Source organism: SAR324 cluster bacterium (assembly GCA_029245725.1).
In the GTDB taxonomy this organism is placed as follows: domain Bacteria; phylum SAR324; class SAR324; order SAR324; family NAC60-12; genus JCVI-SCAAA005.
The window spans coordinates 1-21,084 of sequence record JAQWOT010000228.1 but is presented as its reverse complement, the minus strand read 5'-3'; the positions used below and the strand labels follow the sequence as shown (position 1 = coordinate 21,084).

Sequence of the window (21,084 nt, the reverse complement as noted above, 5' to 3'; positions counted from 1 at the left end):
AAAGATAGTTCCAACTAGGAGGGCTCCTTCCAAGTTCGCTTCACTCAGAATTGCCTCACTAAAATTCGTATTTGTCAGGTTGGCGTCCTGCAAATTGGCTCCTTCCAAGTTCGCTTCATTGAGCAAAGCACCGGAGAGATTCGCTTCCTTTAGGTTAGCACCTCGTAGATTTGCTTCATGATAAATCCAATCAGCACAGAGTTCATCATCCATCATATATTCATGGCGGAAGATACCGACCTGCAGATTCACCTCTGACAAGTTCGCTCCACTTAGATTCGTGTTACGCAAGTTAGCACCACTGAGGTTAGCATTTCGAAGATCTACCCCACTGAGATTGGCCCCACTTAGATTGGCAGCCAACAAATTCACACCACGCAAATCTATACCCTGCAGATCCGCATCCTGCAAATCCCCCATAGCGCAACTGCCTGTCACCTTAAGTTTTTTTAAGTCATCTGGATTCATGCCTGTCTCTGAAAGCTGATTAGTAAAGGAGTGCACAGCCTAAAAAACCTAGTGGATTCCCCAGCAGCTTTTTTGAACTGGCGATCCTATTGAGTGCTTTGAGTATAAGCGATTAGAAGGGAAAATCAGAGGGGACGCAGGGGAGCGTACCGCAGAAAAATGTGTCGAAAGTGACGTGTTGTCTAAGGAGAGATTTTGATGTGCTGGTTATCTAACAATCTATCTCTTTTTGGAAATCTTTGATCCTCCGCTTATTCCTTGTAGAAGCCAATGGCATCTTCACCAAGCTGCACACCCAGGCCATTGAGAGTTCGGTTGGAGTAACAAAAGTAAGCACAGACTTGGTTGACTTCCAGAATTTCTCCGTCAGAAGCTCCTGCTTCACGTGCATCCAACAGATCTTGCTCACAGATTTTGCCAGGGGTGAGAGTCAATTTTCCGGTGTAACGGATCAACGCTAGATCTTTGCCAGAGAAAGCTTTCTCTGGCATTTGGTCACGCAGTGCTTCTTCAATTACTTTTGACCGCTGAGGATCTTCCAACAAACGCTGCATGTTGGCAAAGTGGTGGGTGTAGCTGTAGACACATTCGTTGAGCAAGCTGGTGTATACGCCAACAGCCTCAAGAAACCAGAGGGGTAAACTGTTTTCAGGATGGTGCAGAACACTTCGATATAGTTTGAGATGTCCCACCATGGTGTGGGGACGCAGACTGTGAGCCTGCATTACGTTGTCGACAGTCCCACTGGGGGTCTTCGCAAGCTCGTAGGCATCCTTAACAGACCCTGCCGCTTCCTCTAGAGGAACCATGTGAATCCACGCACTCATTGAAATTCCTCAATAATGAACCTTTACACCCTTAGAAGGGCGAGTGAAGACCCGATAGACCATTGACTCAAAGAACTCCAAGGGAGCAGTTTCGTATTGGGTTTGGATGGCGGTCTGATCATAGCGAGCAACCCATTCTGCAGTATACTCGAAATAGGGATACCCTCGATAACTCTCACGTGCATTCACATCCAACTGCAAATTTCCACTGGCATGATGGTCAAGAAACAAGGCATGGTGCCTTAGCATCCAGAGATTCTTTTCGGAAATGTAATTGGCAAGCAACGTGGCTGAGAATTCACCATGGTTGTCTGGACAGACGATGAAGCCCAAATCATGGAACAACCCACAGACAATTGTTTCTTCGTCTGCTCCATCCTGAAACAGCATCGTTGCACACTGCAGACAGTGGCGGTAATTGTTTACACGAAATCCGTAACTCGGAGAGTTTTTGGAAGCAGCAAGCATGTCCAAAGCCTGTCTTGCCTGCTGTTCTTGGTTGTAACGAGCTCGGTATAAATTCAGATCATCCCATTCCCCAGGAGTCAACTCTTCCATGGCAGTTCGGCTTTCTGGCAAATGCTCGTAAGCTGGCAAAACTGGGGAAGGTTGATGCAGGAGTCCGTCTGATTGCAGGAAACTCACATCCTTGGGAATACTTGGAGAATCTAGAAATTCATCGAAATTCGGTTGCATAGTCTCAGAAGCAAAATCGAATTGTGCAAAATCAACTCAGTGTGAAAGGATCTGACTCAGAAACAGCTTTGTCCTCTCATGCTCTGGTTCTGAAAAGAACTGTGCTGGTGGTGACCGCTCAATAATGCGACCTTCGTCCATAAACACCATCTGGTGCGCCACCGTGCGGGCAAAACCCATTTCATGAGTGACACAGATCATCGTCATGCCACTCTCGGCAAGATCGATCATCACATCGAGTACCTCCTTGATCATCTCTGGGTCAAGAGCGGAAGTAGGCTCGTCAAAAAGCATAATCCGCGGCTGCATGCAGAGAGATCGAGCAATCGCTACCCGTTGCTGCTGCCCTCCGGAGAGTGACCCCGGATATTTCATAGCTTGCTCTGGAATTCGAACCCGCTGCAGATATTCCATCGCTAAGGCCCCAGCATCTTTTTTACTGAGTCCACGGACTTTCATGGGACCCAGCGTGCAGTTCTCCAGCACCGTCAAGTGTGGAAAGAGATTGAACTGCTGGAAGACCATTCCTACTTCGCTACGAACCTGGTTGATGTGCTGAGTATCCTGATCCAATTCAATACCATCAACAACGATCCGTCCTTCTTGATGCTCCTCTAATCGATTGATGCAACGAATCAGTGTGGATTTGCCAGAGCCAGAAGGTCCACAGACAACGACTCGCTCCCCAGAGAAAACTTGCAGACTCACATTATTGAGTACCTGAAAGTCATCAAACCACTTACTGACCCCAGACATTTCAATGATTGGATTTGGAGTATTCTCATTCATGGCAAGGTGAACCAGTATTTCTAAATACGTGATGAGTCAAGTCGCATTTCAAGACGACGAAAAATCAGCGCACAGGAGTAGCACAAAGCAAAGTAAACCCCAGCTACAAAAACCCAGACTTCAAAGACACGTTGTGTGGAGTTAGCCACTTCCAGTGTCAAAAAAGTCAACTCTTGGATGGAGATCAATGAAACAATCGAAGAATCCTTGATCAGGATAATAAATTGACCTGCCAAGGGAGGAATCACCCGTTGAACGGCCTGGGGCAAAACAACATAGCGCATCTGTTGCCAGCGACTCAGGCCAATACTCATCGCCGCTTCTCGTTGACCAACTGAGACGGATTGAATTCCGGAGCGCACAATCTCTGTGATGTAGGCTGCTTCAAAGAGGGCGAGGCAGAAGATTCCTGAAAAGGTGTTCGAGAGCAAAGAAACAGGACCAAAGAGAAACTCCACCACACTTTGACCGGTAGGACCCAGGCGTTGATCAAGGGTATCTAAGCCGAGTAGTGGGATGATCTGGCTGCTGATGAAGAAGTAAAAAACGAAGATGAAAACAATGGGAGGAACATTCCGAATCAACTCAACGTAGAGCCGACTGAAGGCCTGGGGAAAAAGCCGACGGCTGGTTCGCATCATGCCAGTGACGAAGCCGATTAGTGTCGCCAGGATGATGCTCCAGAAGGCCAACCGAAGTGTCGTCAGCAGGCCCTTGACCAATAAATTTGGCAGCAGTGATTGAGTTTCTTCGTCCCAGCGGAACAAGTAACCGGGTAGGAAGCCCCAGTCCCATTGGTAGACCAACACGGTATTGACCCGGTAGCCGATGAAACCAAAAAACCCAATAATTCCCAGCAGAACAACTGAGTCTACCCAAGACCAGCGATAGCGTGAGGTAGATCGAGACATGTGATCACACATACTGGCAGGAGAAGTTTCCCATAGGGCCTTCTCCTACCGGATAGAATTACTACTGATCGACTTGATCTGCCCAGTCCATCGTCTTAAACCAGTGATGATGGCGCTTTTCAAGCCATCCGTTACTGGTGTTGACCATAATCCAATTAGAGAAGAAATTCAGCGCATCTGGATCGCCCTTGCGAATTCCAAAGGCCTCATCTCCCTTGGACAGGTTTTCCGTGGTCGGCATGTAGAGCGCATCTTGATAGCGGTAGGTCCATTTCACAGGCTTCGGATGACTGGAGAGAGTAGCGTGAGCGTTACCATTCACGACTTCCTGAAAGGCCATCGTGTCATCGTCAAATTGACGAATCTTAGCTTTCGGCCATATTGTTTCCACTGCATCCGTACAGGGAGTGACTCCACGTCGGCACACAAAGATCACATCAGATCGATTAAAACCTTCTGGCCAAGCAAAATCACCAGCCAGTTTCTTACTGGCAGCAATCCCCATCCCGGAGTGAGCATAAGGAGCGGTGAAGTTGATGGTGAGGTTACGCTGAGGAGTTACACTCATTCCTCCGATGATCACATCAAACTTTCCAGCAATCAGTGCGGGGATGATTCCAGACCATTGTGTGGGCACAAACTCAATGTCAACACCCATGTCCTCAGCAACCTTCTTGGCAACATCAATCTCAAATCCGATCAATTCACCCTGCTTGTTGCGCATCGCCCAAGGCACAAAGGTTGACATGCCAACCATTAACTTGCCACGCTTCTTGATCGTTTCGATAACGCTTTCAGCAGTCAGCTGTTGTTGGGTTTCCCCAGCCAACGCAGTATATGCTGGGATCATCAGCAACAGGGCCAGTAGGAGGGTTAGTGCAGTTTTCACGACTTTCATACGTCCTCTTTTCAAAAAAAGTTATTGGCCCGCTATTAATGATTTTAACAACGAATCCGGAGGTAGGCTACTCTCCCCAGGAAGCCTGCTACAAAAACGCTTTCGCAACGTGCGAAAGCTCAACAGGAAACTCGTAACATTCCAAGTCTCCTATTTTCAGTGACGACCACGAACTCTCCATTCGAGAATGCTCACTAACAGAGAAAGTACAATCGTAACCCCCAAATACATGGCAGCTATCGTCAGCCAGATCTCAAAACTCATGAAGGTGTCTGCAATGATGTCCAGTCCCTGAGTCGTTAAGTCAAATACAGCAATGACGCTGACGATGGCTGAATGTTTGATCAAGTTGATCAACACTCCAGTTAATGGAGGCAACATCAATGGCACCGCTTGTGGCAGCACAATATATCGATAGGTGTTCCAGCGGGATAGTCCAATGCTGGTACTGGCCTCCCATTGTCCTCTTTGCACACTCAGGATACCCGCTCGGATGATCTCTGAAGCGAAGGTTCCCTCGAAAAAAGAGATGCAGAGAACTCCAACCCAGAATCTGGGAATCTCCAGAATCGGAGCAAAGACAAAGTAGAACACATACATCTGCACAAGTAACGGCGTGTTACGAATCACCTCCAGATAGACTTGTGCAACCAGATTCCCAATCCAGGATTGGGACATGCGCAACATGGCAGTCGTCAGTCCAATCAGCAAAGTAATGATGATTCCGTAGAACCCAATCTCCAGGGTTACGAAGAGACCATCCATCAGAGGTCCCCAGATCAACTCACCGTCAATGACTTTCCAAAAGTACTTGGGGAGCCGATACCACTGCCAGTTGTAACCCATCTGGGCAGCACCATTGAGCGTGAGCCAGATCAGAGCACCGAAGAATAGCACTAACTGACTGACGTCAAACCAACGAGAATTCCACCATTTGACCGAACGGGAGGGTGGTTTGCGAAGTTTGCTCATGCTGACTCCGCTGCCTTTCGGTAGCTGAAGGAAGCGTCGAATCGCGACAAGACATAATCTCCGCATTCTACAGGCTCATACTGCACCGACTCCGATTCTGGAAAAACCTTTGCTGGATCAACCAGTGTTTCAAAGTTGGGATCCCAGGCAATCACCATTGAGTAGCGCTCTACATTTTTTCGGTTGATCACGCGATGCAGAGTGGACTGAAAGGCGTTGTTCGTCCAACGAGAAAGCAGGTCTCCCACGTTGACCACCAGAGTATCTTCTAATGGATGAGCTGTGACCCACTCTCCTTGCCTAGTCTGCACTTCCAAACCACCCACTGAATCCTGCCAGAGTAAAGTCAGACATCCGTAGTCTGTGTGGGGTGCCACGCCAAACTGAGTCTCACCAAGGTCTGATGGTTGAGGCGGATAGTAAATCACAGAGCTACGGGCGATTGGTTGATTAGTAGCTTGTAGAAACACCTCTTCGGGCAGATCAAGACTCAGGGCAAAAGCCCGCATCATATCTCTCCCACATTCTAGACCTGCTTCAAAAAAAGGATAAACAGATGCTCTGAATTCAGGCATTTGTGAAGGCCATTGGTTTCTTCCCAGGAAAGGATTTTCCTCCGTTAGATCGGGGTGTCCATCTGGCAGATCCAATCCCCAGACGAAGCTCTCTTTCAAATCTACTCTTGTGGCCTTTTCCATCTTAGCTTGGCCGACTGCTAGGAATCCATGGTGGTTATGGTTGATTTTCAGCTGGTTTTTCCAATCTTTCGGCTGTTGAAAAAACTTTTTTGTCGCTGCATATGCCTGCTGGATCACCTGAGAAGGAATGCAATGGTTGCGGATGTAAAAAAATCCAATCCCCTCTGCTGCTTGGCGAAGTTGTCTTGCAACCTCCTGCATCGCTTGTCGGTTGCCAGAACGCAACGGGTGTACGTCAATTACTGGGATTTCGTCAATTGTGATCGTTTTAGCTGCTGCGTAGCTCATCGAGACGTAGAGATTGGTTTCAAATTACAGGAGAGTGTTCTTGTCGATACCGTTGCTGGATTAATTTTCGATGGCTGAACAAGTATCCCTGATCAACGTTTTCCAAATGCGATTTTAGATGTTGATGCAGAGCTGGCAGCGCATGAAACGGAATATTGGGAAACGCGTGATGTTCTGCATGAAAGGGCATGTTCCAGGACAGCCAGCGTATCGGATGCAGAGTCAATGTTGTCCGAGTATTCCGTAGCAGATCAGCAATCCAAGGACAGCCTCCGTGCTCTGAAATCCGGATCAAGTGCATCACGGGTTCTGCAAGAATTCTTGGGAAAAGCCAGTACCAGAACAGTAGAGTGCTGCCTGAAAGCAAGCTTCCAGCTAGCAGCAATAGATAGAAAAGTAGCATCCCTTGTGCTTCGTGCTGAACTTTCTCACGAAGGCGCTCTGGAATAAAAGACTGTTCCAGCTCAGAAAATTGACCTTGTGGATGGCGTACCAGATTTTTTAACACTCCCTTAAAGTAGGGAATTGCTGTGAGGTAGTACCAATATCCCCAGAAGGTCCGTGCTTGTGGAATGCTTTCCGGATCTTTTTCAGGATGCTGGGTATGGGTGTGATGAGCTGCATGCTCTAGCTTGAAGTATAGCGGTGGGATCATGATCACGAGCCCGGTAAACCAAGCCACTGCCTGATTCAACCAACGAGTCAAAAAAGCACTTTGATGAGTTGCTTCGTGGAAGGGCGCGAAGAGGTGCACCAGAACCACTCCATGAAGAGCCAATCCAAAAACCAGCCATGAAGTTTCTATCATTAAATGTAGAATGTATCCCGTTAGACCAAGCAATCCCAGGTACACAAATAGGAAAAGCAACCCATGGACATCCTGTCGCTTCTGGAGTGGTTTGAGAACTTCGAGGCTAATCAACTGGCTTGGACGACGATGAGAGTTCCCAAGGCTCCATTCGTTGACCGGATTAGTTTCCGACATAAATATTGAGGATGAGACAGAGATTGTAGAGAGATTATTTTGGGTGAGTGTAGTCTGATCGTTTTTCAGAGAACAAGATAAATTCTGAAAATCTACAGAAGGCAGCTGGGATAAAAGAAGGAAAAATCATCGTGTTTCCTACCACCTAGGAGTTTCAAATTTCTTTCGGAGAAAGTAATTCGTCTTATTTCTGAAGACCCTACATCCCTTAAAGATTGAAGAAAAACATCTTGGTCGCTATCATTTTCATGAAAACTGTTTCGTACTTTAACGCAGCAGAACCGGTACATCGTAGGAAGCCAGCGATTTTGGCCTCCGATGACCCAAACCAAGTCACCTTAACGCAAGGAGCGTCATGGCAGAATCGAAACACACACAATCATGGGCAGAACTAGCAATTGATCTCTACGACAAGTTGACCGGCCGCAACGCAGAAATCACCTATGAATTTGAGAATATGGAAGTCTGGGCTCCCAGCGGAGTTGGCAAGGATGCAGAGCATGGACACTGGAAGATCAATGGAACCCTGAAAATCCGTACTCGTGATGTAAAGCAATGAGTCGTCTGGAGTTTGAAGGCCGGATCGAAATCGTGAAAAGTAAACAGGATCAGTTGATTCTTGTCGGCGAAGGGTCTGGGATTCATCTCCAGTTCACAAGGTTGGCTACTCTTCGTAAACTTCAGCCTTCCTGGGGGTTCCTGATGCAACACCGTCAGGCAATGGCACTCAACTTGGACGTGCTGCGGCTACCAATTCGGGTCTCGATCGCTCAGCAAGAAATCGCTTCCTTGTCTCCGGAGGAACACCCAAATTGGCTAGCCCGACTGATTGGACTGCCTTATGGGAAGATTCGCTGGCAGGGACTAGTCAAATCACTTCTTGGTTGAAGAATACTATAGATGTGGACCCAGAGTTCCTGGGTCCTCTTGTGGTAGGTGAGTGAATTCACCAGCTTTAGTCTGGAAGCACCATGCGATCTCGGTTCTGGAAAGTCTCCATCCAAGCGGGATACTCAACGGGGAGCGCACTGGCAGAGTCCAGAGTTTCCAGTTCTGCTGAAGTCAGGTTGAGATTAGCTGCCTGTAAATTATCCTCAAGCTGCTCCATGGTCTTGGCGCCAATGATGACGCTTGTTATGCCCGGTTGTTGAAGCAACCAAGCCTGAGCAATGCGAGCCACGCTACAATCATGGGCCACAGCAATCGGTCGCATCGCATCCACTACACTGAACGCACGCTCTCGATCCACAGGTGGGAAATCAAAACTAGTCCGTCGGGCTCCTTCCGGGCCGTCACTACCTCTTTCAAATTTACCACTGATCAAACCTCCAGCGAGAGGACTCCAGACCATCACTCCAAGTGATTCTTCCTGACACATCGGTAAAACCTCACGTTCCAAGTCACGTCCAGCTAAAGTGTAGTAGGCTTGCACTGACTCAAAACGACTCCAGCGATTGGCTCTGGCAATCTCGTTGGCTTTGGCAATGCGCCAAGCTGATTGATTGGAAATCCCAATGTAGCGCACCTTTCCACTACGCACCAGGTCATCCAAAGCCCATAAGGTTTCATCAATCGGCGTCAGCGGATCCAGACCGTGAATCTGGTAGAGATCAATGTGATCCAAACCCAACCTTCGCAAGGAAGCATCCACCTCATGATGAATATGGATCCGTGTCAACCCCATGCCATTGATACCGGGCCGCATACGTCCCCGAACCTTGGTGGCAATCACTAAGTCTTCACGAGGAATACCGGTGTCTCGGATTGCTTGACCCAGCAACTCTTCACTCCAGCCTTCGTGGTAGACATTGGCGGTATCGATGAAATTAACACCAGCTTCAACCGCACGTTTTAGTTGATCATTAACTTCATCCTGACCAACACGCCCAATGGCTTCCCAACGACCTCGACCACCCCAAGTCATGGTTCCCAGGCAGATTGTTGAAACATGAAGGCCTGTCCGGCCCAATGGGCGGTATTCCATTTGATGATTCCTTTCAAAGGATGATGGGGGTACCTTGCTTCAGCACTAACTCAAGTTTTAAGATCAAATATTCTGATTAGCGATTGTTCAGCACACAACCACTGTATTCTACAGCACCATTTGGGAGAACAGTGTTGCATAGCTTGGCACCGAGCATTAGCGCCCCAGTGAGTTTTGCTCTTTCCAAGTTGGCTCCATCAAAGTTTGCATTCTGTAGATCGGCTCCCTGTAAATCAGCTCCACGTAGATCTGCCCCCTGAAAGTTTGCGTTCTGCAGATCGGCTCCCATCAGTTTGGCACCTTGCAAATAACTCTTCTGAAAGTTAACCCGTTGGAGGAAAGCAATCTGCAGATCCACATCCCACAGATTTGCACGCTGCAGGTTGCTGTCAACCAATACAGCACCCTTCAAGTTCTCATTTCTCAAATTCAGGTCTGAGAGATCACATTCCAGACAGCGTTTGGTCTGCATCAACCGATCAAAGTGTGCCTGATTGAAGGCCCAGGCTATCGTACCCAGCCAAAAGCTAAGGAAAACAAGGATTGTCCTTTTCATGAGATGTCCTTTTGAATGGATAAATTGTTGGATTGCACCGCGTCAGAAGCCTACGATTTCAGTTCTGTGGCAAGCGAGCAAAGAACAAACCGATCTCCCCCAGAATGGTAGAGCTATGCTGATTTCATAATCAGCAGCACACTCAAGCTTAGGGCATCTGGTAACCAGGAGTAGACTTTGAAAGAGCAACCTCTTCCTCCGTCATATCTTCACTGATCCCTTCAAAAAGTGGAGACGAAAGATACCGTTCTCCAGTGTCTGCTAGCATGCAGAGAATGACAGATCCAGGCTCTACTTGCTGAGCAATCTGAATCGCAACGGCAAAGGATGAACCACCTGAAATCCCAGTGAAGATTCCTTCCTGGGCAGCTAGCTTACGAGACCATTCAATTCCTGCTGCCCCGGCAACCGGAACCAATTCATCAAACAGTTTATTATCGATCGATTCTTGTAGTACCAGTGGGATGAAGTCAGGTGTCCAACCTTGGATTGGATGTGGTTCAAAGTGAGGATGACTCACAGCAGGAGAGCCATCTGCATCACGTTGTTGAACATGCCCACTACCAACAATCTGAGCGTTGATCGGCTCGCTGAGGATGATCTTCGTTTCTGGACGTTCCCTGCGCAGTACCCGAGCAACACCAGTGACCGTTCCACCGGTACCATACCCAGTGACCCAATAGTCCAAACGCTCTCCAGCAAAATCAGCCATGATCTCACGGGCCGTTGTGTTTTCATGAATGTCAGCGTTGTCCTTGGTTTCAAACTGGTGAGCCAGGAACCATCCGTTTGCTTCTGCGAGTTCTACTGCTTTCTTGTACATCCCGAAGCCTTTTTGCGCTCTCGGTGTGAGAACAACTTTTGCTCCCAGAAAACGCATCAACTGCCGTCTTTCGATTGAGAAGCTATCCGCCATTGTCACTACCAAGGGATAGCCTTTGGCCGCACATACCATCGCAAGGCCGATCCCAGTATTCCCACTGGTTGCTTCCACCACAGTTTGTCCTAGCTTCAACTCACCCCGCTTTTCAGCTTCTTCGATGATACTGATCGCCAAGCGATCCTTAACAGATGCAGTTGGATTGAAGGCTTCCGCTTTTACATAGAGCCGCACTCCTTCCGGAGCTAGTTTGTTGATTCGAATACAGGGAGTATTGCCAATCGTGTCAACAATCGAATCATAGAGCCGTCCCTGACCGTTAGTACTTCGGTTATTACTAATTGCCATGAAATTCTCCTCTCAATGAAAGTAATGAAGCTTTATTAGGCCAAGTTGGTAACAACAAGACGAACGGGAAGCAAGCACAATTCTTGATACCTGCCTGAAAAACTATCTCCTCTATTGGCAAAAGAAGAATTAGCTGGATTTGGCTGGACTTTCTGCAGGGCCTCTTCATGTTGGATTTTTCTTCCTACAAGAAATTTTGCTACTCCTTTTCACACACCGCACTTTTACGCATCAGTTAAGTTCGAGTTTTAGCACTTATGAACGCTACTCCGATCATTGAGGAAAGCCGAGTTTTGCTGCGCATCGGATTACCCGTTGTCATTTCAGGAGTGCTCAACCTCTCCATGCAGTTCGTTGACACCGTAATGACCGGGCACGCTGGCCCAAATGAACTGGCAGCCGTGGCTTCAGCAAGTGCTTTATTCCATCCGATCTTTTGCCTGGGAATCGGGGTGATGGTGGCCCTGACTCCAATCGTCGCTCAACTGGAAGGATCGGGCCGCATCAGAAAAATTGGCACCAGTGTTCGACAAGGCATTTGGATCAGCATGTTACTAGCCTTGCTAAGCATGCTGGTGCTTCCTCATTTGGATTATCTGTTGCGCTGGATGGACTATGAACCAGAGGTTGTTAGCATCACGGATGGCTATCTGGAGGCAATCATTTGGGGACTGCCTGCAGCTTTTGTCTTTCTAGCCATCCGTCATAGTCTTGATGGTCTTGGCATCACTCGGCCTTGTATGTACCTGACTCTCTTGGGACTGGGTGTCAACATCATTGGCAACTACACTTTGATCTTTGGAAACTTCGGCTTCCCAAGAATGGGAGCTGTGGGGGCCGGATGGACGACGACCATTGCGCACTGGGTCATTATGATTGGGGCACTCATTTATCTTCAAACTAGTCAACGAACCGGAAATATTCGCTTTCTCAGCCGCTTTGATTGGCCCATCTGGAGCTATTGGCGAGAGATTTTGAGGATCGGTATTCCAAGTGGGCTCAGTTTTGGGGCAGAGGTCTGTATGTTCACCGTTGTAGCTCTCATGATGGGGAAGTTTGGAGTAACCACTCTTGCCGCTCACCAAATTTCTATTAACGTAGTAGCACTGACCTTCATGATCCCCATGGGAATCTCAGCCGCGATCACTCAGCGTGTAGGAAATGCAGTTGGTCAAAAGAATTGGAAAGAAGTACGTTTTCGTGGGTGGCTAGGAGTGGGAGTTTGTGTTGGTGTCATGGGCCTGACCGCCAGTATTTTCATTCTATTTCCAGAGTCGATCATCGGACTCTATACCAGTGATAATGCTGTTACTGACTTAGCAATAAACATCCTTTGGATGGCGGCCTTGTTTCAACTCTCTGATGGCTTGCAAGTCTCTTCAATGAGCGCCTTGCGAGGACTGAAAGATACCCGCATTCCCCTGCTGACCAATTTATTCTCTTACTGGCCTGTGGGGATGGGATTGGCTTATCTTTTTGGATTTGTTTGGGAGTGGGGTGTAATCAGTATCTGGGGTGGTCTAATAGCTGGATTAAGCGTAGCAGCTATCCTTCATAGTCTAAGATTTTACTTGCTCTCCCAAGTGTGGATACCAGAGCCTCATTGCGCGCAAACATGAGCAAGTCAGCATCTCTTAGCAGGCCGCTTGCTTAGCATTGAATCTATGTGAAATACCCACATAGATTTCAATCTTGTTTAGCCGATCTCCATCCAAACAGAATCTGGATCATTGCCAAAGCAAGAAACTCCTGCCTACGCAAGATGACTGAACTGGCAAAATCTGCCACGGAAAGAATATTGCGCATTTTCTGGCAACTCTACCTCGATCTGCCAAGCAGAGGTCTCATTTGCAATGAGTACCTTTTCCTCCAACTCGATCACAATTCTTAACTCCAAAAAAGTGTGGGATGCTCGGACCAAGTCTGGACGAAAATCAGCATCACTGACTTTCACAGTGATTTCATACTCATAACCGAAAAAATCCTTCCTTGCAGTGGCCAATAGATTAACTTCGGCACTACCATCGATGAGTGTGTTGTTTAATCGATTTTAATTTATCCAGAAAACCCATGTTGTCCTCACAGAAAGCAGATTTGCATAATTCTCAAACAACCAAAGTAGGAGGTGTTCTTTAATAAATGTTCCAAAACTAATCAACATTTAATGCTTTAACCTTAGGATCCATCAATCGGAACCAAACCAGTGGAAGCAATGTTAGAACGACCATAGCCCCATATCCATAGGGAAGTTGAGGTGCATTTTCACGATGATGCAATAGTTGATGCGATCTTCAGGCATAGAGATGATGGTCCAAATGCCGCTGCAATTGAAACAGTAGCCAATTAGTCAGTAAAGCTGGAGATTTCCAGGAATGAGTTTCTGTCACTGGTTCGTAACGACCATTGGGTAGCTGTTTACGCTGCAATCCATAGTGCTCGATATAGTTGACGATCTCCAGCAATACAATCGCAACCAGGCTCTGGCATAGAAAACCAAAAGCCCCCCAAGGTCCGTAGTGTGAAGTGATCACGAACAGCATACACAAAGAGAGTAAAGACCAGCCTAGTAGTTCGTTCCGCATGTGCCAAAAAGGGAGTCCTAACTTCTGCAGTCTTTCTGATTCAAGTTTCCAGGCGCTTTGGAAATTGTGAGTTATAGCGTGGGGAATTTGCTGATAGACACTGACTCCCATTGTGGCTGAGGAGGCATCTAATGGGGTCACAACATGCCGATGATGTCCTCGCACATGTTCGATTTTGAAGCTTCCATTGCAGACACTGGCCAGTAGAATTCCACCACGGGCTTGCTCAAATCTGGATTTGTGGTGCACAAGTTCATGACCGACCGTAATGCCAACGGTGCTCAACACCACACCCACTGAAAGTATCCAGCCCAGACTACCCTATAAGCCCAGACTACCATTCGCAAAAACACCCACACCCGAGAAAATCAGAGCCAACTGCAATGGCACAACTACGACCAGTAGTGAGCTATACCAAGGATCTTCTCCCAGAGAAAAAACTACGTCACCTTCAGGATTGTTCAGATCGTTGCCCATCCAGCGATTTATAAGGGGGACCATCCCGAAGATGATCACCAAAGGCAACCAAGCGAAGATTCCCAAGTCAGTTGTTTCCATACGATACCAGGCACCAATGGGCATTACCAATGTTAGAAACCCCAGCAGAAACCCATAGCATTTCCAGTGCATCCAATTTGGGGAATTCATCAATTTAGTCATCCAACCTCGATTGGTTTAGAGGGAGAGTCTATGTAATTTCCTTTTGACTCCCTTCCCGGTCAAGGGTATGCATCGGTAACAACTTTGAATCACCATGGCAGGAATTCACTGCGGCTTCAATCGCCACCATCGGAAGGGGGACGTGCCGAACCAACTCGAATCACCCCCTGCCTCTGTCGTCTCGTGCTATTTTTTGTTCACAATCAATACGCACAGTTCTCAACTCGATGGAGAATTCAACCATGTACCTACCGTTTTACGCTAGTTCCAAAGCCCTCCTATCAATCTTAGTAGTCTTGCTCATTGGTACTACCCTCTATGCCGTGGATTCAAAAGATCTGAAAAAGCTGAAGGAGGGGGAATGCCAAGGCTGCGATCTTAAATTTGCCCAACTTCAAGGACGTGAATTACTAGGTGTGAATCTGTTTGAAGCCAATCTTCAGAAAGCAAACCTTGTTGGAAGCAAATTAGCAGGAGCCCGACTTCTCTCGGCAAATCTAGTAGATGCAAAGCTGCGAGAAGCTTCACTGATTCACGCTCAGCTTGTCGGTGCAGATTTAGAGGGGGCTGACTTGGATAGGGCAGACCTGTTTGAGGCCAATCTTGAAATTGCTAATCTGCAGTGGGCTAACCTTGCAGGAGCCTCGTTGGAAAACGCTAATTTGGGTTTAGCCAATCTCTACAAGGCCAATCTCCAGGGAGCTGACCTACGTGGAGCAAATCTAACTGGAGCAATGCTTGGTGAAGCAAACCTCAGAAACGCCAATTTGGAGGGCGCTCACCTGATTGTAGTCAACCTAAGTCGTGCAAACCTAAAGGGGGCAAATCTCAGAGGTGCTAAGCTCCATGAGGCAATCCTCAGTGGGGCGGATCTGACCGATGCAGAAATGGCTGATGCCCAGATCTGTGGAACCCGGATGCCCGCCGGAAATATGATTAACAAGGATTGTTGACTAGAGAAGACGGCGACCACTTTTGAAAGTGTCAAAAACGATCGGCAGGAAGGGAAAGAACTGAGGTAGGTTGTGCAACTTTAGTGATGTTTATTGTGCTTGTGGATTTCAATCAGTTTTTCAACTCCATGCTCATGGAACAGAGCACCACGAAAATCCACATTGATGATGTAGTGATCGTTTGATGTGTGATGGGAGCGCACCACTAATGCATGAATAGGTGAGCAGGCGACTAACTCCTCTGCATTGGCCTCTGAGGGAATGTAAAAAGTCATGCTGATTTTCGCATGAGGACTGCAGTGGCTATTCGCAACCATCTTGCATCCTCCCATGCTGATATCAAGAACCTTCACGACTCCATCATTCTCGTTGTACAGGAGTGTTGCAGGTAGCACGACCGGATAGCGTTTGTGATGCCTTCGACAGTCGCCTCGATAGTGCTTGCTATCAACAAATCTCACTTCATGGTTTTGCATCTTTTTTTCTCTGACTATAGCTGTTTAATGGAGGCTTGTCGTACTGATTGAATTTGCAATATTTTGGGTCTTTTCTTCAATTTCTGTTGAAGAGGTTGCCTCACAATCCCATGATTGTTGGAGTTAAATTATTATTTTTAACAATCTTGACAAGATAACAAATATTTTTGCCATTGAATCAATAACTGAGTCAAGTAAATTCGCTCCCTTTGAGTTCCCACAAGATCAATTTTGATCGGGAATTCTGAGCAATACTTACTTCCATAGAACAGAAATCCACTACCACAAATACTGGGGCAAACAAAACGGTTAGCAATCTAGTTCAAGAGGTGGGATCATCGTGACCACCAGCTCGGAGTCGTGATAAATCTGAGGCAGGAACCAAGGTCTGATGAGCGAAGGCCTCCAACTGTTCAAGAAATTGCTTAGACACACGCACACAGTATTGGGGATTTTTTGTCTCGATAGAAACCATGTCCGAGTTAGAACGCGTAATCCTCACATCCACTGTCTTCCCAAATTCCATTGAAACCTGATCAATCTCTACACTAGGCCAAGCGTTCTCATGTACGAACAGGGACTGTTCCTCCCACTGAATTTGCAGCGGATGCTGAATCTGTCGAGCAGTTCGTGCTGCAAATGCTAGAAAGCAGGGTAGACCCGTCATAGACTCAATTACCAGCGAGGAAGCCCCCAATCCTTCAGGCAATTGTGCAAAGTCCATCACTGCTAGTCCACAGCGCAACGGACAGTGCGGGTGACTGTTACCTTTCCAACGTAGAGCAGCTGGTCTAGGAGCTTGCAGGTCATTCGACTGCATCAAGCTCAACATAAAATCTCCACCGGGCAAACCAAACTTGCTCAACCAAGTAGCTGCCCAGCCAATTTCCTCCGCATCACTCCAGCTATAACCAGCACCCCGAGCAGCCTTAACTACCAGTTGCTGGAGTTCAGACTGAGAAAACCAAAGGTAACTAGAAGTACAAAAATCTTCCGAGACTTGCTGATTCTCAGGAGACATCTGTATGGTTCAATTCATCTGGGTAAGGTTCCCCTTGAAACAAGCTGATTCGCACCCAGCGATCAGAACGAGGATCAAATCGAGTTGCTCCAAAAAAAGCTAGTTTGCTACGTAAGAGGTCGATGGGCAGCATCTCAGCAGAAATGAGATTTTCCTGAATTTCAGCAAAAGGATAGTGGGCAGAGAGTTGAACCCGACGGACAATGGAACGAAACTCAGGACGCACCAACAATAGGTGAGCCACTGGAGTCCTGTCAGACCATTTTTTAAGCACATCGCAGAGTTCAGCTACCTGGCGGCCAATGTCCAGAGGTTGTTCAAGTTCGGCACCAGGTTCACAGTGCCGTTCGCCAAGGCGAGGTTCCAGCTTTTCTTCTGACACATACCAAAAGCGGGCGCATTGTTCTGGTTGTTGATAATCCATCCCTAACGCCCAGGCAAAGTGACTATGCAAATGTTTTCTCATCTCACCAATCGATTGACAGCCATCGACCTTGAAAGGCACTTCTTCGTCTGTGGCCATCTGATCTCCTAAATCATCAACCAACTCCTGATGTGGTTCCAAGAGCAAGGCCAGCAGTGCCTCTTGTGCTTCCATTGGCAGTTCGAGTTCACCCCATTGCCAGAGTGCGTCCCATGGGTAGATTTGCGCTACATCCCACTCTTCATGAACAAATATCTGCAGTTTCCTCAAGCCTTCTCGTAGTTCTTTCAATTTGGCTACCTGAAGTGGATGTTCACTCTGCCACTGCACCACATTTTCCTGTGCTGCCCTGAACGCTTCAAAAAATTGACCAAGTGTTTCTGAAGTTAGCTTGGGTTGGGAGCGTACCCGAGCAAGCGCCTCTTCACGAGCTGCAAACCAATGATGAATCAGCACCGGATGACGTACTAGGAATGGAGCCATGCCCAAGCCAGTCGAGTTGCCCACTCCCAACAACCTTCGTAATGCAGGATCAAGCTTCACTGCTTGCACTCCTCCTTGCTCTGCTGCCAAATGCTCGACAAGATCTACCGTGAACGCTCGGGTCAGCCAGACAGAGAGCATTTCTGCTTGAAAAGGTGCTTGCATCTCTGGCCGACCTGCCAAATTACCCCGATCGGCTGCGCCAAACTTACCAGTCCCATAGACCGCCGTAGTACGCATCAGGTAACCCGTCTGCTCCAGACGACTACGCTCAGGCTGACGTCCCTGAGCTAACTCTTTCAATACATACTCAAAGAGTCGTACAGAACGATTAGCCCGACTCAGCGATAGCTCCTTTGTTGAGATACGTCCTGCTTCTTGAAGAGGAACATTGCGTTCTAACCGTTCGATATCAGCAGTGCTGGGAATGCCATCAAATAGAGTGAACGTGCCATCCCAAGCAGTTGCAATCACCCTATCTGAGCGCATCTCTTCTGGAAGATTATGAGCGAAGGCCACCAAGCTATAACAGCGTTCAGGGCCTTGCGCTCGGTAAACGGCGTGACCAACCCCTTGCTGGTTGATCAGCCAGACTGAACGGTCAAAGCTCCAATTTTCTTTCTTCAAACGTCGCAGCAATTGACGCAGAAAGGAGAGACGTGTTGGGTGACTACAGCCCATTCGTGTAAGGCGCATCACCTGTCCAGGAGAGCGATAGAACCTTGCTGGAACTGGTTGCTCGATTGGCTTCACGTGACGTCCTCCGTTCTTGTAGAGAAGCTCTCCGCAAAAAACCTTGCCCAGTTGTTCCCTAAAATGCCGGCGACTTCCTCTTCTGCAAAGCCTACCTCTCGCAAGCCCTCTGCCAAGCTACCAAAAGCGCGGTTATCTGGATACCATTCTGGCATCGGTGGGAACCCAGGGGCCTTTGCGCTTCCTTCTCCGTAATCTAAGGATTTAGTCCAGCGTCCGTTGCGCATCCACTCCACAATCTCGTCCGGTTGATCCTGACAGAGGTCGGAACCTATCCCTATCTGGGTCACTCCCATCAACTCAGCGGTTTTGGCCACCATCTCACAGAAGGATCTTCTAGTACAGTTAGTTCCTTCTTTCAAATGATGTGGATAGAGTGAGAAACCAAGCATCCCACCGGATTCACCGAGAGAACGTAATACCTGATCGGACTTGTTACGCAGTGCCGGATGCCAGAAGGAAGGATTGGCGTGCGTAATGGCGATTGGTCGGCTTGAAAGTTCAATCGCTTCCAGAGTTGAACGCTCTGCAGAATGACTCATGTCGATCACTAAACCCACCCGGTTCATTTCCTTGATCACTTCACGTCCCATCCGCGTTAACCCAGGATCCTCCTGCTCGTAGCAACCAGTTGCCAGCAGTGACTGGTTATTGTAACTAAGCTGCATGAAACGCAGACCCAAGCGATGAAGAATCTCCACCAGACCGATGTCGTCTTCAATGCAACTTGGATTCTGTGATCCAAAGAAGATCGCCGTTCGCATACTCTGTTGTGCCTTCTCCAAATCACTGTCATCAAATCCCTGGAAAATCAAATTTGGGTAGCGCTCAAACCATCGATTCCAAGCTTCCAGCACCAGCACGGTTTCCCGAAAGTTTTCGTGGTAGGTGATCGTCACGTGGATCCCATCTAGCCGGCCTTCCCGGAGTTGAAGAAAGATTTTCTCGGACCAGTTGGTGTACTGCAGGGCATCAATGCGAAAGTTCATGCGTACCTCTTATCAGATGCTATCAGGGTGTCTTGTCAACAAAGCGCAGGTTTAACAGGAATTTTAATCAAATACCACCCCTTCTCCAAATATGTATAGATTCGTTTCAACAGTTTATTGATTGGAATCCATTGACGGTTATGCACTCCTCAGTCATCATCATGAAAAATAAACCAAACTCATTTGAAAGACTCGCAAGATTCAAAGAGAAGGAGGTGCGCCAATGGTTGTCACCAAAAGTTGGCAATACAGAATTCGTCCAATGATCCTAAGTTGCTTTGGCATCATCAGTGTCAGTCTGGGAGCTTGCCAGAGCAGCTTCCTTCAACAACCCCTAGCTCTGGATCAAGACGATCTTGTGAAGTTGATAGAGAACAAGGACTGCCCAGGCTGTAACCTGGTTGGTGCCGATCTTAGTGGAATGAGTCTCGAAGGAAGTGATCTCAGTTTCTCCAATCTCCAAGGGGCTAGATTGCGTGGAACCGACCTACGTCGAGCCCGACTGCGTGGAGCCAATTTGACCGAGGCGGATTTCAGTGGGGCAGACCTATTAGACGCAAACCTAGAAGAAACAGATTTGGAGGGTGCTCAACTGACCGGAGCCAATCTGCGTGGGGTAGAACTTTGGAACTCGAACATGAGAAGCGCTAAGCTTCGAGGTACTTCTCTGGAGGAAGCAAGCTTGCGGGATACTCGCATGGAAGGAGCCGATCTCAGCGGAGCCGTCTTGTTTGAAGCAAATTTGGAGGAAGCCAATTTGACCGGAGTGAACCTCAACGCAGCTGACCTGCGTGGAGTCAGGATGCGGGGTACCAACCTGACCAACGTCAAGATGGAAGGAACCGATCTAAACTACGCAAAACTCTGCGGAACAATTCTACCAAATGGCGAGATAACGGTTCGGGATTGCTGAAAAGAAGAAAAATCGGATGGGATTGGGGAAGATCTTTTTAAAGACTCCCCCCGGGGGCAACACCAAAATCTCTCTTGCCTAGAGAAATCAGCGAGTTGGGCAACTATGGAAGGTCCATGCAATTAGCGTAGTACGTCGTCGTTGCGGGCCAATCACTGAAGACTCCGATCACTCTGACCTGCTGTGCGAGCACGTCTAACACCTTCATCACATCCCCATCATTGTTGATCGCTTCCTTCACTGTTTGATAGTACCAACCACCACCTCCAGTTAACGGTCCAGAGCGCTCCAGCGTCCACGTGATCAAATCAATTCCCGCCTGCTGGGCCTGGCGTGCATAGGCTGAGGGCACAATTTCTCCACCATCAAGATCAAGCAAAGCATAAATTGGTGGGGCCAGAATACGTACTCCCTGCTCTGCCAACTCCTGCATATTCTCAAGCGACGAACGAAAGCTGGGACGATAAGTCCGAGCATCTAGATAGACCGCCTGCTTGCCAAACTCTGGTTCCTGCTCAATCCAGTAGAGG

The 21,084-nt window shown here is 48.0% G+C and carries 25 protein-coding genes; 5 read left to right on the top strand and 20 right to left on the bottom strand.

Annotated features, from left to right (window positions below; all coding sequences use genetic code 11):
• The 9 genes from P8O70_12830 to P8O70_12790 all read right to left on the bottom strand — a co-directional run.
• On the bottom strand, window positions 1-468 hold a 468-nt coding region (locus tag P8O70_12830; GenBank protein MDG2197743.1), incomplete at its 3' end, for a pentapeptide repeat-containing protein.
• Between the two features lie 251 nt (window positions 469-719).
• Window positions 720-1,295, bottom strand: coding sequence for an alkylhydroperoxidase (locus P8O70_12825; protein ID MDG2197742.1), 576 nt, complete (start codon window positions 1,293-1,295; stop codon window positions 720-722).
• 9 nt (window positions 1,296-1,304) lie between these two features.
• Entirely contained in the window at window positions 1,305-1,991 is a 687-nt protein-coding gene (locus tag P8O70_12820; protein MDG2197741.1) for a phosphohydrolase, read from the bottom strand.
• Window positions 1,992-2,027: 36 nt separating this feature from the next.
• A complete protein-coding gene (locus P8O70_12815) occupies window positions 2,028-2,780 on the bottom strand; it encodes an amino acid ABC transporter ATP-binding protein (protein ID MDG2197740.1) in 753 nt (250 codons plus the stop codon).
• A 20-nt stretch (window positions 2,781-2,800) separates the two neighbouring features.
• The gene (locus tag P8O70_12810) at window positions 2,801-3,691 is read right to left on the bottom strand and encodes an amino acid ABC transporter permease (GenBank protein ID MDG2197739.1); all 891 of its coding nucleotides are present in this window, start codon (window positions 3,689-3,691) and stop codon (window positions 2,801-2,803) included.
• Between the two features lie 61 nt (window positions 3,692-3,752).
• Window positions 3,753-4,589, bottom strand: a complete 837-nt coding sequence (locus tag P8O70_12805) for a transporter substrate-binding domain-containing protein (GenBank protein ID MDG2197738.1) — start codon at window positions 4,587-4,589, stop codon at window positions 3,753-3,755.
• A gap of 156 nt (window positions 4,590-4,745) precedes the next feature.
• Window positions 4,746-5,561, bottom strand: coding sequence for an amino acid ABC transporter permease (locus P8O70_12800; protein ID MDG2197737.1), 816 nt, complete (start codon window positions 5,559-5,561; stop codon window positions 4,746-4,748).
• Window positions 5,558-6,547 (bottom strand): 2-oxoglutarate and iron-dependent oxygenase domain-containing protein, encoded by a 990-nt coding sequence (locus P8O70_12795; GenBank protein MDG2197736.1) that lies wholly within the window; start codon window positions 6,545-6,547, stop codon window positions 5,558-5,560. The genes P8O70_12800 and P8O70_12795 overlap by 4 nt, the downstream gene beginning before the upstream one ends.
• A gap of 19 nt (window positions 6,548-6,566) precedes the next feature.
• A complete protein-coding gene (locus P8O70_12790; protein ID MDG2197735.1) occupies window positions 6,567-7,532 on the bottom strand; it encodes a fatty acid desaturase in 966 nt (321 codons plus the stop codon).
• A 355-nt stretch (window positions 7,533-7,887) separates the two neighbouring features.
• Between P8O70_12790 and P8O70_12785 the strand changes: the two genes are divergently transcribed.
• Together P8O70_12785 and P8O70_12780 are read left to right on the top strand one after the other, a co-directional pair.
• On the top strand, window positions 7,888-8,091 hold the full coding sequence (locus tag P8O70_12785) for a hypothetical protein (protein MDG2197734.1): 204 nt from the start codon (window positions 7,888-7,890) through the stop codon (window positions 8,089-8,091).
• Window positions 8,088-8,420 carry a hypothetical protein gene (locus P8O70_12780; GenBank protein ID MDG2197733.1) on the top strand — a complete coding sequence of 111 codons (333 nt, stop codon included), beginning with the start codon at window positions 8,088-8,090 and terminating at the stop codon, window positions 8,418-8,420. The genes P8O70_12785 and P8O70_12780 overlap by 4 nt, the downstream gene beginning before the upstream one ends.
• 67 nt (window positions 8,421-8,487) lie before the next feature.
• On the opposite strand, the gene P8O70_12775 is transcribed toward P8O70_12780, so the two are convergent.
• The 3 genes from P8O70_12775 to P8O70_12765 all read right to left on the bottom strand — a co-directional run bounded on the left by P8O70_12775 (window position 8,488) and on the right by P8O70_12765 (window position 11,300).
• Entirely contained in the window at window positions 8,488-9,516 is a 1,029-nt protein-coding gene (locus tag P8O70_12775; GenBank protein MDG2197732.1) for an aldo/keto reductase, read from the bottom strand.
• A gap of 76 nt (window positions 9,517-9,592) precedes the next feature.
• The gene (locus P8O70_12770; protein MDG2197731.1) at window positions 9,593-10,072 is read right to left on the bottom strand and encodes a pentapeptide repeat-containing protein; all 480 of its coding nucleotides are present in this window, start codon (window positions 10,070-10,072) and stop codon (window positions 9,593-9,595) included.
• A gap of 148 nt (window positions 10,073-10,220) precedes the next feature.
• On the bottom strand, window positions 10,221-11,300 hold the full coding sequence (locus P8O70_12765; GenBank protein ID MDG2197730.1) for a pyridoxal-phosphate dependent enzyme: 1,080 nt from the start codon (window positions 11,298-11,300) through the stop codon (window positions 10,221-10,223).
• Window positions 11,301-11,557: 257 nt separating this feature from the next.
• Between P8O70_12765 and P8O70_12760 the strand changes: the two genes are divergently transcribed.
• The gene (locus P8O70_12760; GenBank protein MDG2197729.1) at window positions 11,558-12,919 is read left to right on the top strand and encodes an MATE family efflux transporter; all 1,362 of its coding nucleotides are present in this window, start codon (window positions 11,558-11,560) and stop codon (window positions 12,917-12,919) included.
• Window positions 12,920-13,053: 134 nt separating this feature from the next.
• On the opposite strand, the gene P8O70_12755 is transcribed toward P8O70_12760, so the two are convergent.
• From P8O70_12755 to P8O70_12745, 3 genes are all read right to left on the bottom strand, one after another.
• Window positions 13,054-13,254 carry a hypothetical protein gene (locus P8O70_12755; GenBank protein MDG2197728.1) on the bottom strand — a complete coding sequence of 67 codons (201 nt, stop codon included), beginning with the start codon at window positions 13,252-13,254 and terminating at the stop codon, window positions 13,054-13,056.
• Between the two features lie 337 nt (window positions 13,255-13,591).
• Window positions 13,592-14,179: a fatty acid desaturase gene (locus P8O70_12750; protein ID MDG2197727.1), complete on the bottom strand. Its 588-nt coding sequence runs from the start codon at window positions 14,177-14,179 to the stop codon at window positions 13,592-13,594.
• Window positions 14,180-14,203: 24 nt separating this feature from the next.
• Entirely contained in the window at window positions 14,204-14,542 is a 339-nt protein-coding gene (locus tag P8O70_12745) for a hypothetical protein (protein ID MDG2197726.1), read from the bottom strand.
• A 242-nt stretch (window positions 14,543-14,784) separates the two neighbouring features.
• Here P8O70_12745 and P8O70_12740 point away from each other — a divergent pair, with 242 nt between their 5' ends.
• Window positions 14,785-15,495 (top strand): pentapeptide repeat-containing protein, encoded by a 711-nt coding sequence (locus P8O70_12740; GenBank protein ID MDG2197725.1) that lies wholly within the window; start codon window positions 14,785-14,787, stop codon window positions 15,493-15,495.
• An 80-nt stretch (window positions 15,496-15,575) separates the two neighbouring features.
• Here P8O70_12740 and P8O70_12735 read toward each other — a convergent pair whose 3' ends face one another.
• The 4 genes from P8O70_12735 to P8O70_12720 all read right to left on the bottom strand — a co-directional run bounded on the left by P8O70_12735 (window position 15,576) and on the right by P8O70_12720 (window position 19,641).
• On the bottom strand, window positions 15,576-15,971 hold the full coding sequence (locus P8O70_12735; protein ID MDG2197724.1) for a PilZ domain-containing protein: 396 nt from the start codon (window positions 15,969-15,971) through the stop codon (window positions 15,576-15,578).
• Window positions 15,972-16,293: 322 nt separating this feature from the next.
• Complete coding sequence (locus tag P8O70_12730) at window positions 16,294-16,992, bottom strand: DUF3726 domain-containing protein (GenBank protein MDG2197723.1); 699 nt, start codon at window positions 16,990-16,992, stop codon at window positions 16,294-16,296.
• Window positions 16,982-18,595 (bottom strand): hypothetical protein, encoded by a 1,614-nt coding sequence (locus tag P8O70_12725; protein ID MDG2197722.1) that lies wholly within the window; start codon window positions 18,593-18,595, stop codon window positions 16,982-16,984. The genes P8O70_12730 and P8O70_12725 overlap by 11 nt, the downstream gene beginning before the upstream one ends.
• A gap of 53 nt (window positions 18,596-18,648) precedes the next feature.
• A complete protein-coding gene (locus tag P8O70_12720) occupies window positions 18,649-19,641 on the bottom strand; it encodes a membrane dipeptidase (protein MDG2197721.1) in 993 nt (330 codons plus the stop codon).
• Window positions 19,642-19,864: 223 nt separating this feature from the next.
• Here P8O70_12720 and P8O70_12715 point away from each other — a divergent pair, with 223 nt between their 5' ends.
• Entirely contained in the window at window positions 19,865-20,554 is a 690-nt protein-coding gene (locus tag P8O70_12715) for a pentapeptide repeat-containing protein (protein ID MDG2197720.1), read from the top strand.
• A gap of 103 nt (window positions 20,555-20,657) precedes the next feature.
• Here P8O70_12715 and P8O70_12710 read toward each other — a convergent pair.
• Window positions 20,658-21,084: glycerophosphodiester phosphodiesterase (locus P8O70_12710; GenBank protein ID MDG2197719.1), on the bottom strand; the 427-nt coding region annotated here is incomplete at its 5' end.

What these genes read in the sequence shown, in the direction of transcription:
- P8O70_12775 (MDG2197732.1), bottom strand. Translation starts at nt 9,516, where the DNA reads ATGGAATACCGCCCATTGGGCCGGACAGGCCTTCATGTTTCAACAATC.
- P8O70_12825 (MDG2197742.1), bottom strand. Translation starts at nt 1,295, where the DNA reads ATGAGTGCGTGGATTCACATGGTTCCTCTAGAGGAAGCGGCAGGGTCT.
- P8O70_12795 (MDG2197736.1), bottom strand. Translation starts at nt 6,547, where the DNA reads ATGAGCTACGCAGCAGCTAAAACGATCACAATTGACGAAATCCCAGTA.
- P8O70_12810 (MDG2197739.1), bottom strand. Translation starts at nt 3,691, where the DNA reads ATGTCTCGATCTACCTCACGCTATCGCTGGTCTTGGGTAGACTCAGTT.
- P8O70_12720 (MDG2197721.1), bottom strand. Translation starts at nt 19,641, where the DNA reads ATGAACTTTCGCATTGATGCCCTGCAGTACACCAACTGGTCCGAGAAA.
- P8O70_12770 (MDG2197731.1), bottom strand. Translation starts at nt 10,072, where the DNA reads ATGAAAAGGACAATCCTTGTTTTCCTTAGCTTTTGGCTGGGTACGATA.
- P8O70_12740 (MDG2197725.1), top strand. Translation starts at nt 14,785, where the DNA reads ATGTACCTACCGTTTTACGCTAGTTCCAAAGCCCTCCTATCAATCTTA.
- P8O70_12790 (MDG2197735.1), bottom strand. Translation starts at nt 7,532, where the DNA reads ATGTCGGAAACTAATCCGGTCAACGAATGGAGCCTTGGGAACTCTCAT.
- P8O70_12730 (MDG2197723.1), bottom strand. Translation starts at nt 16,992, where the DNA reads ATGTCTCCTGAGAATCAGCAAGTCTCGGAAGATTTTTGTACTTCTAGT.
- P8O70_12760 (MDG2197729.1), top strand. Translation starts at nt 11,558, where the DNA reads ATGAACGCTACTCCGATCATTGAGGAAAGCCGAGTTTTGCTGCGCATC.
- P8O70_12765 (MDG2197730.1), bottom strand. Translation starts at nt 11,300, where the DNA reads ATGGCAATTAGTAATAACCGAAGTACTAACGGTCAGGGACGGCTCTAT.
- P8O70_12725 (MDG2197722.1), bottom strand. Translation starts at nt 18,595, where the DNA reads ATGCGCCTTACACGAATGGGCTGTAGTCACCCAACACGTCTCTCCTTT.
- P8O70_12815 (MDG2197740.1), bottom strand. Translation starts at nt 2,780, where the DNA reads ATGAATGAGAATACTCCAAATCCAATCATTGAAATGTCTGGGGTCAGT.
- P8O70_12805 (MDG2197738.1), bottom strand. Translation starts at nt 4,589, where the DNA reads ATGAAAGTCGTGAAAACTGCACTAACCCTCCTACTGGCCCTGTTGCTG.
- P8O70_12780 (MDG2197733.1), top strand. Translation starts at nt 8,088, where the DNA reads ATGAGTCGTCTGGAGTTTGAAGGCCGGATCGAAATCGTGAAAAGTAAA.
- P8O70_12745 (MDG2197726.1), bottom strand. Translation starts at nt 14,542, where the DNA reads ATGACTAAATTGATGAATTCCCCAAATTGGATGCACTGGAAATGCTAT.
- P8O70_12820 (MDG2197741.1), bottom strand. Translation starts at nt 1,991, where the DNA reads ATGCAACCGAATTTCGATGAATTTCTAGATTCTCCAAGTATTCCCAAG.
- P8O70_12715 (MDG2197720.1), top strand. Translation starts at nt 19,865, where the DNA reads ATGGTTGTCACCAAAAGTTGGCAATACAGAATTCGTCCAATGATCCTA.
- P8O70_12800 (MDG2197737.1), bottom strand. Translation starts at nt 5,561, where the DNA reads ATGAGCAAACTTCGCAAACCACCCTCCCGTTCGGTCAAATGGTGGAAT.
- P8O70_12735 (MDG2197724.1), bottom strand. Translation starts at nt 15,971, where the DNA reads ATGCAAAACCATGAAGTGAGATTTGTTGATAGCAAGCACTATCGAGGC.
- P8O70_12785 (MDG2197734.1), top strand. Translation starts at nt 7,888, where the DNA reads ATGGCAGAATCGAAACACACACAATCATGGGCAGAACTAGCAATTGAT.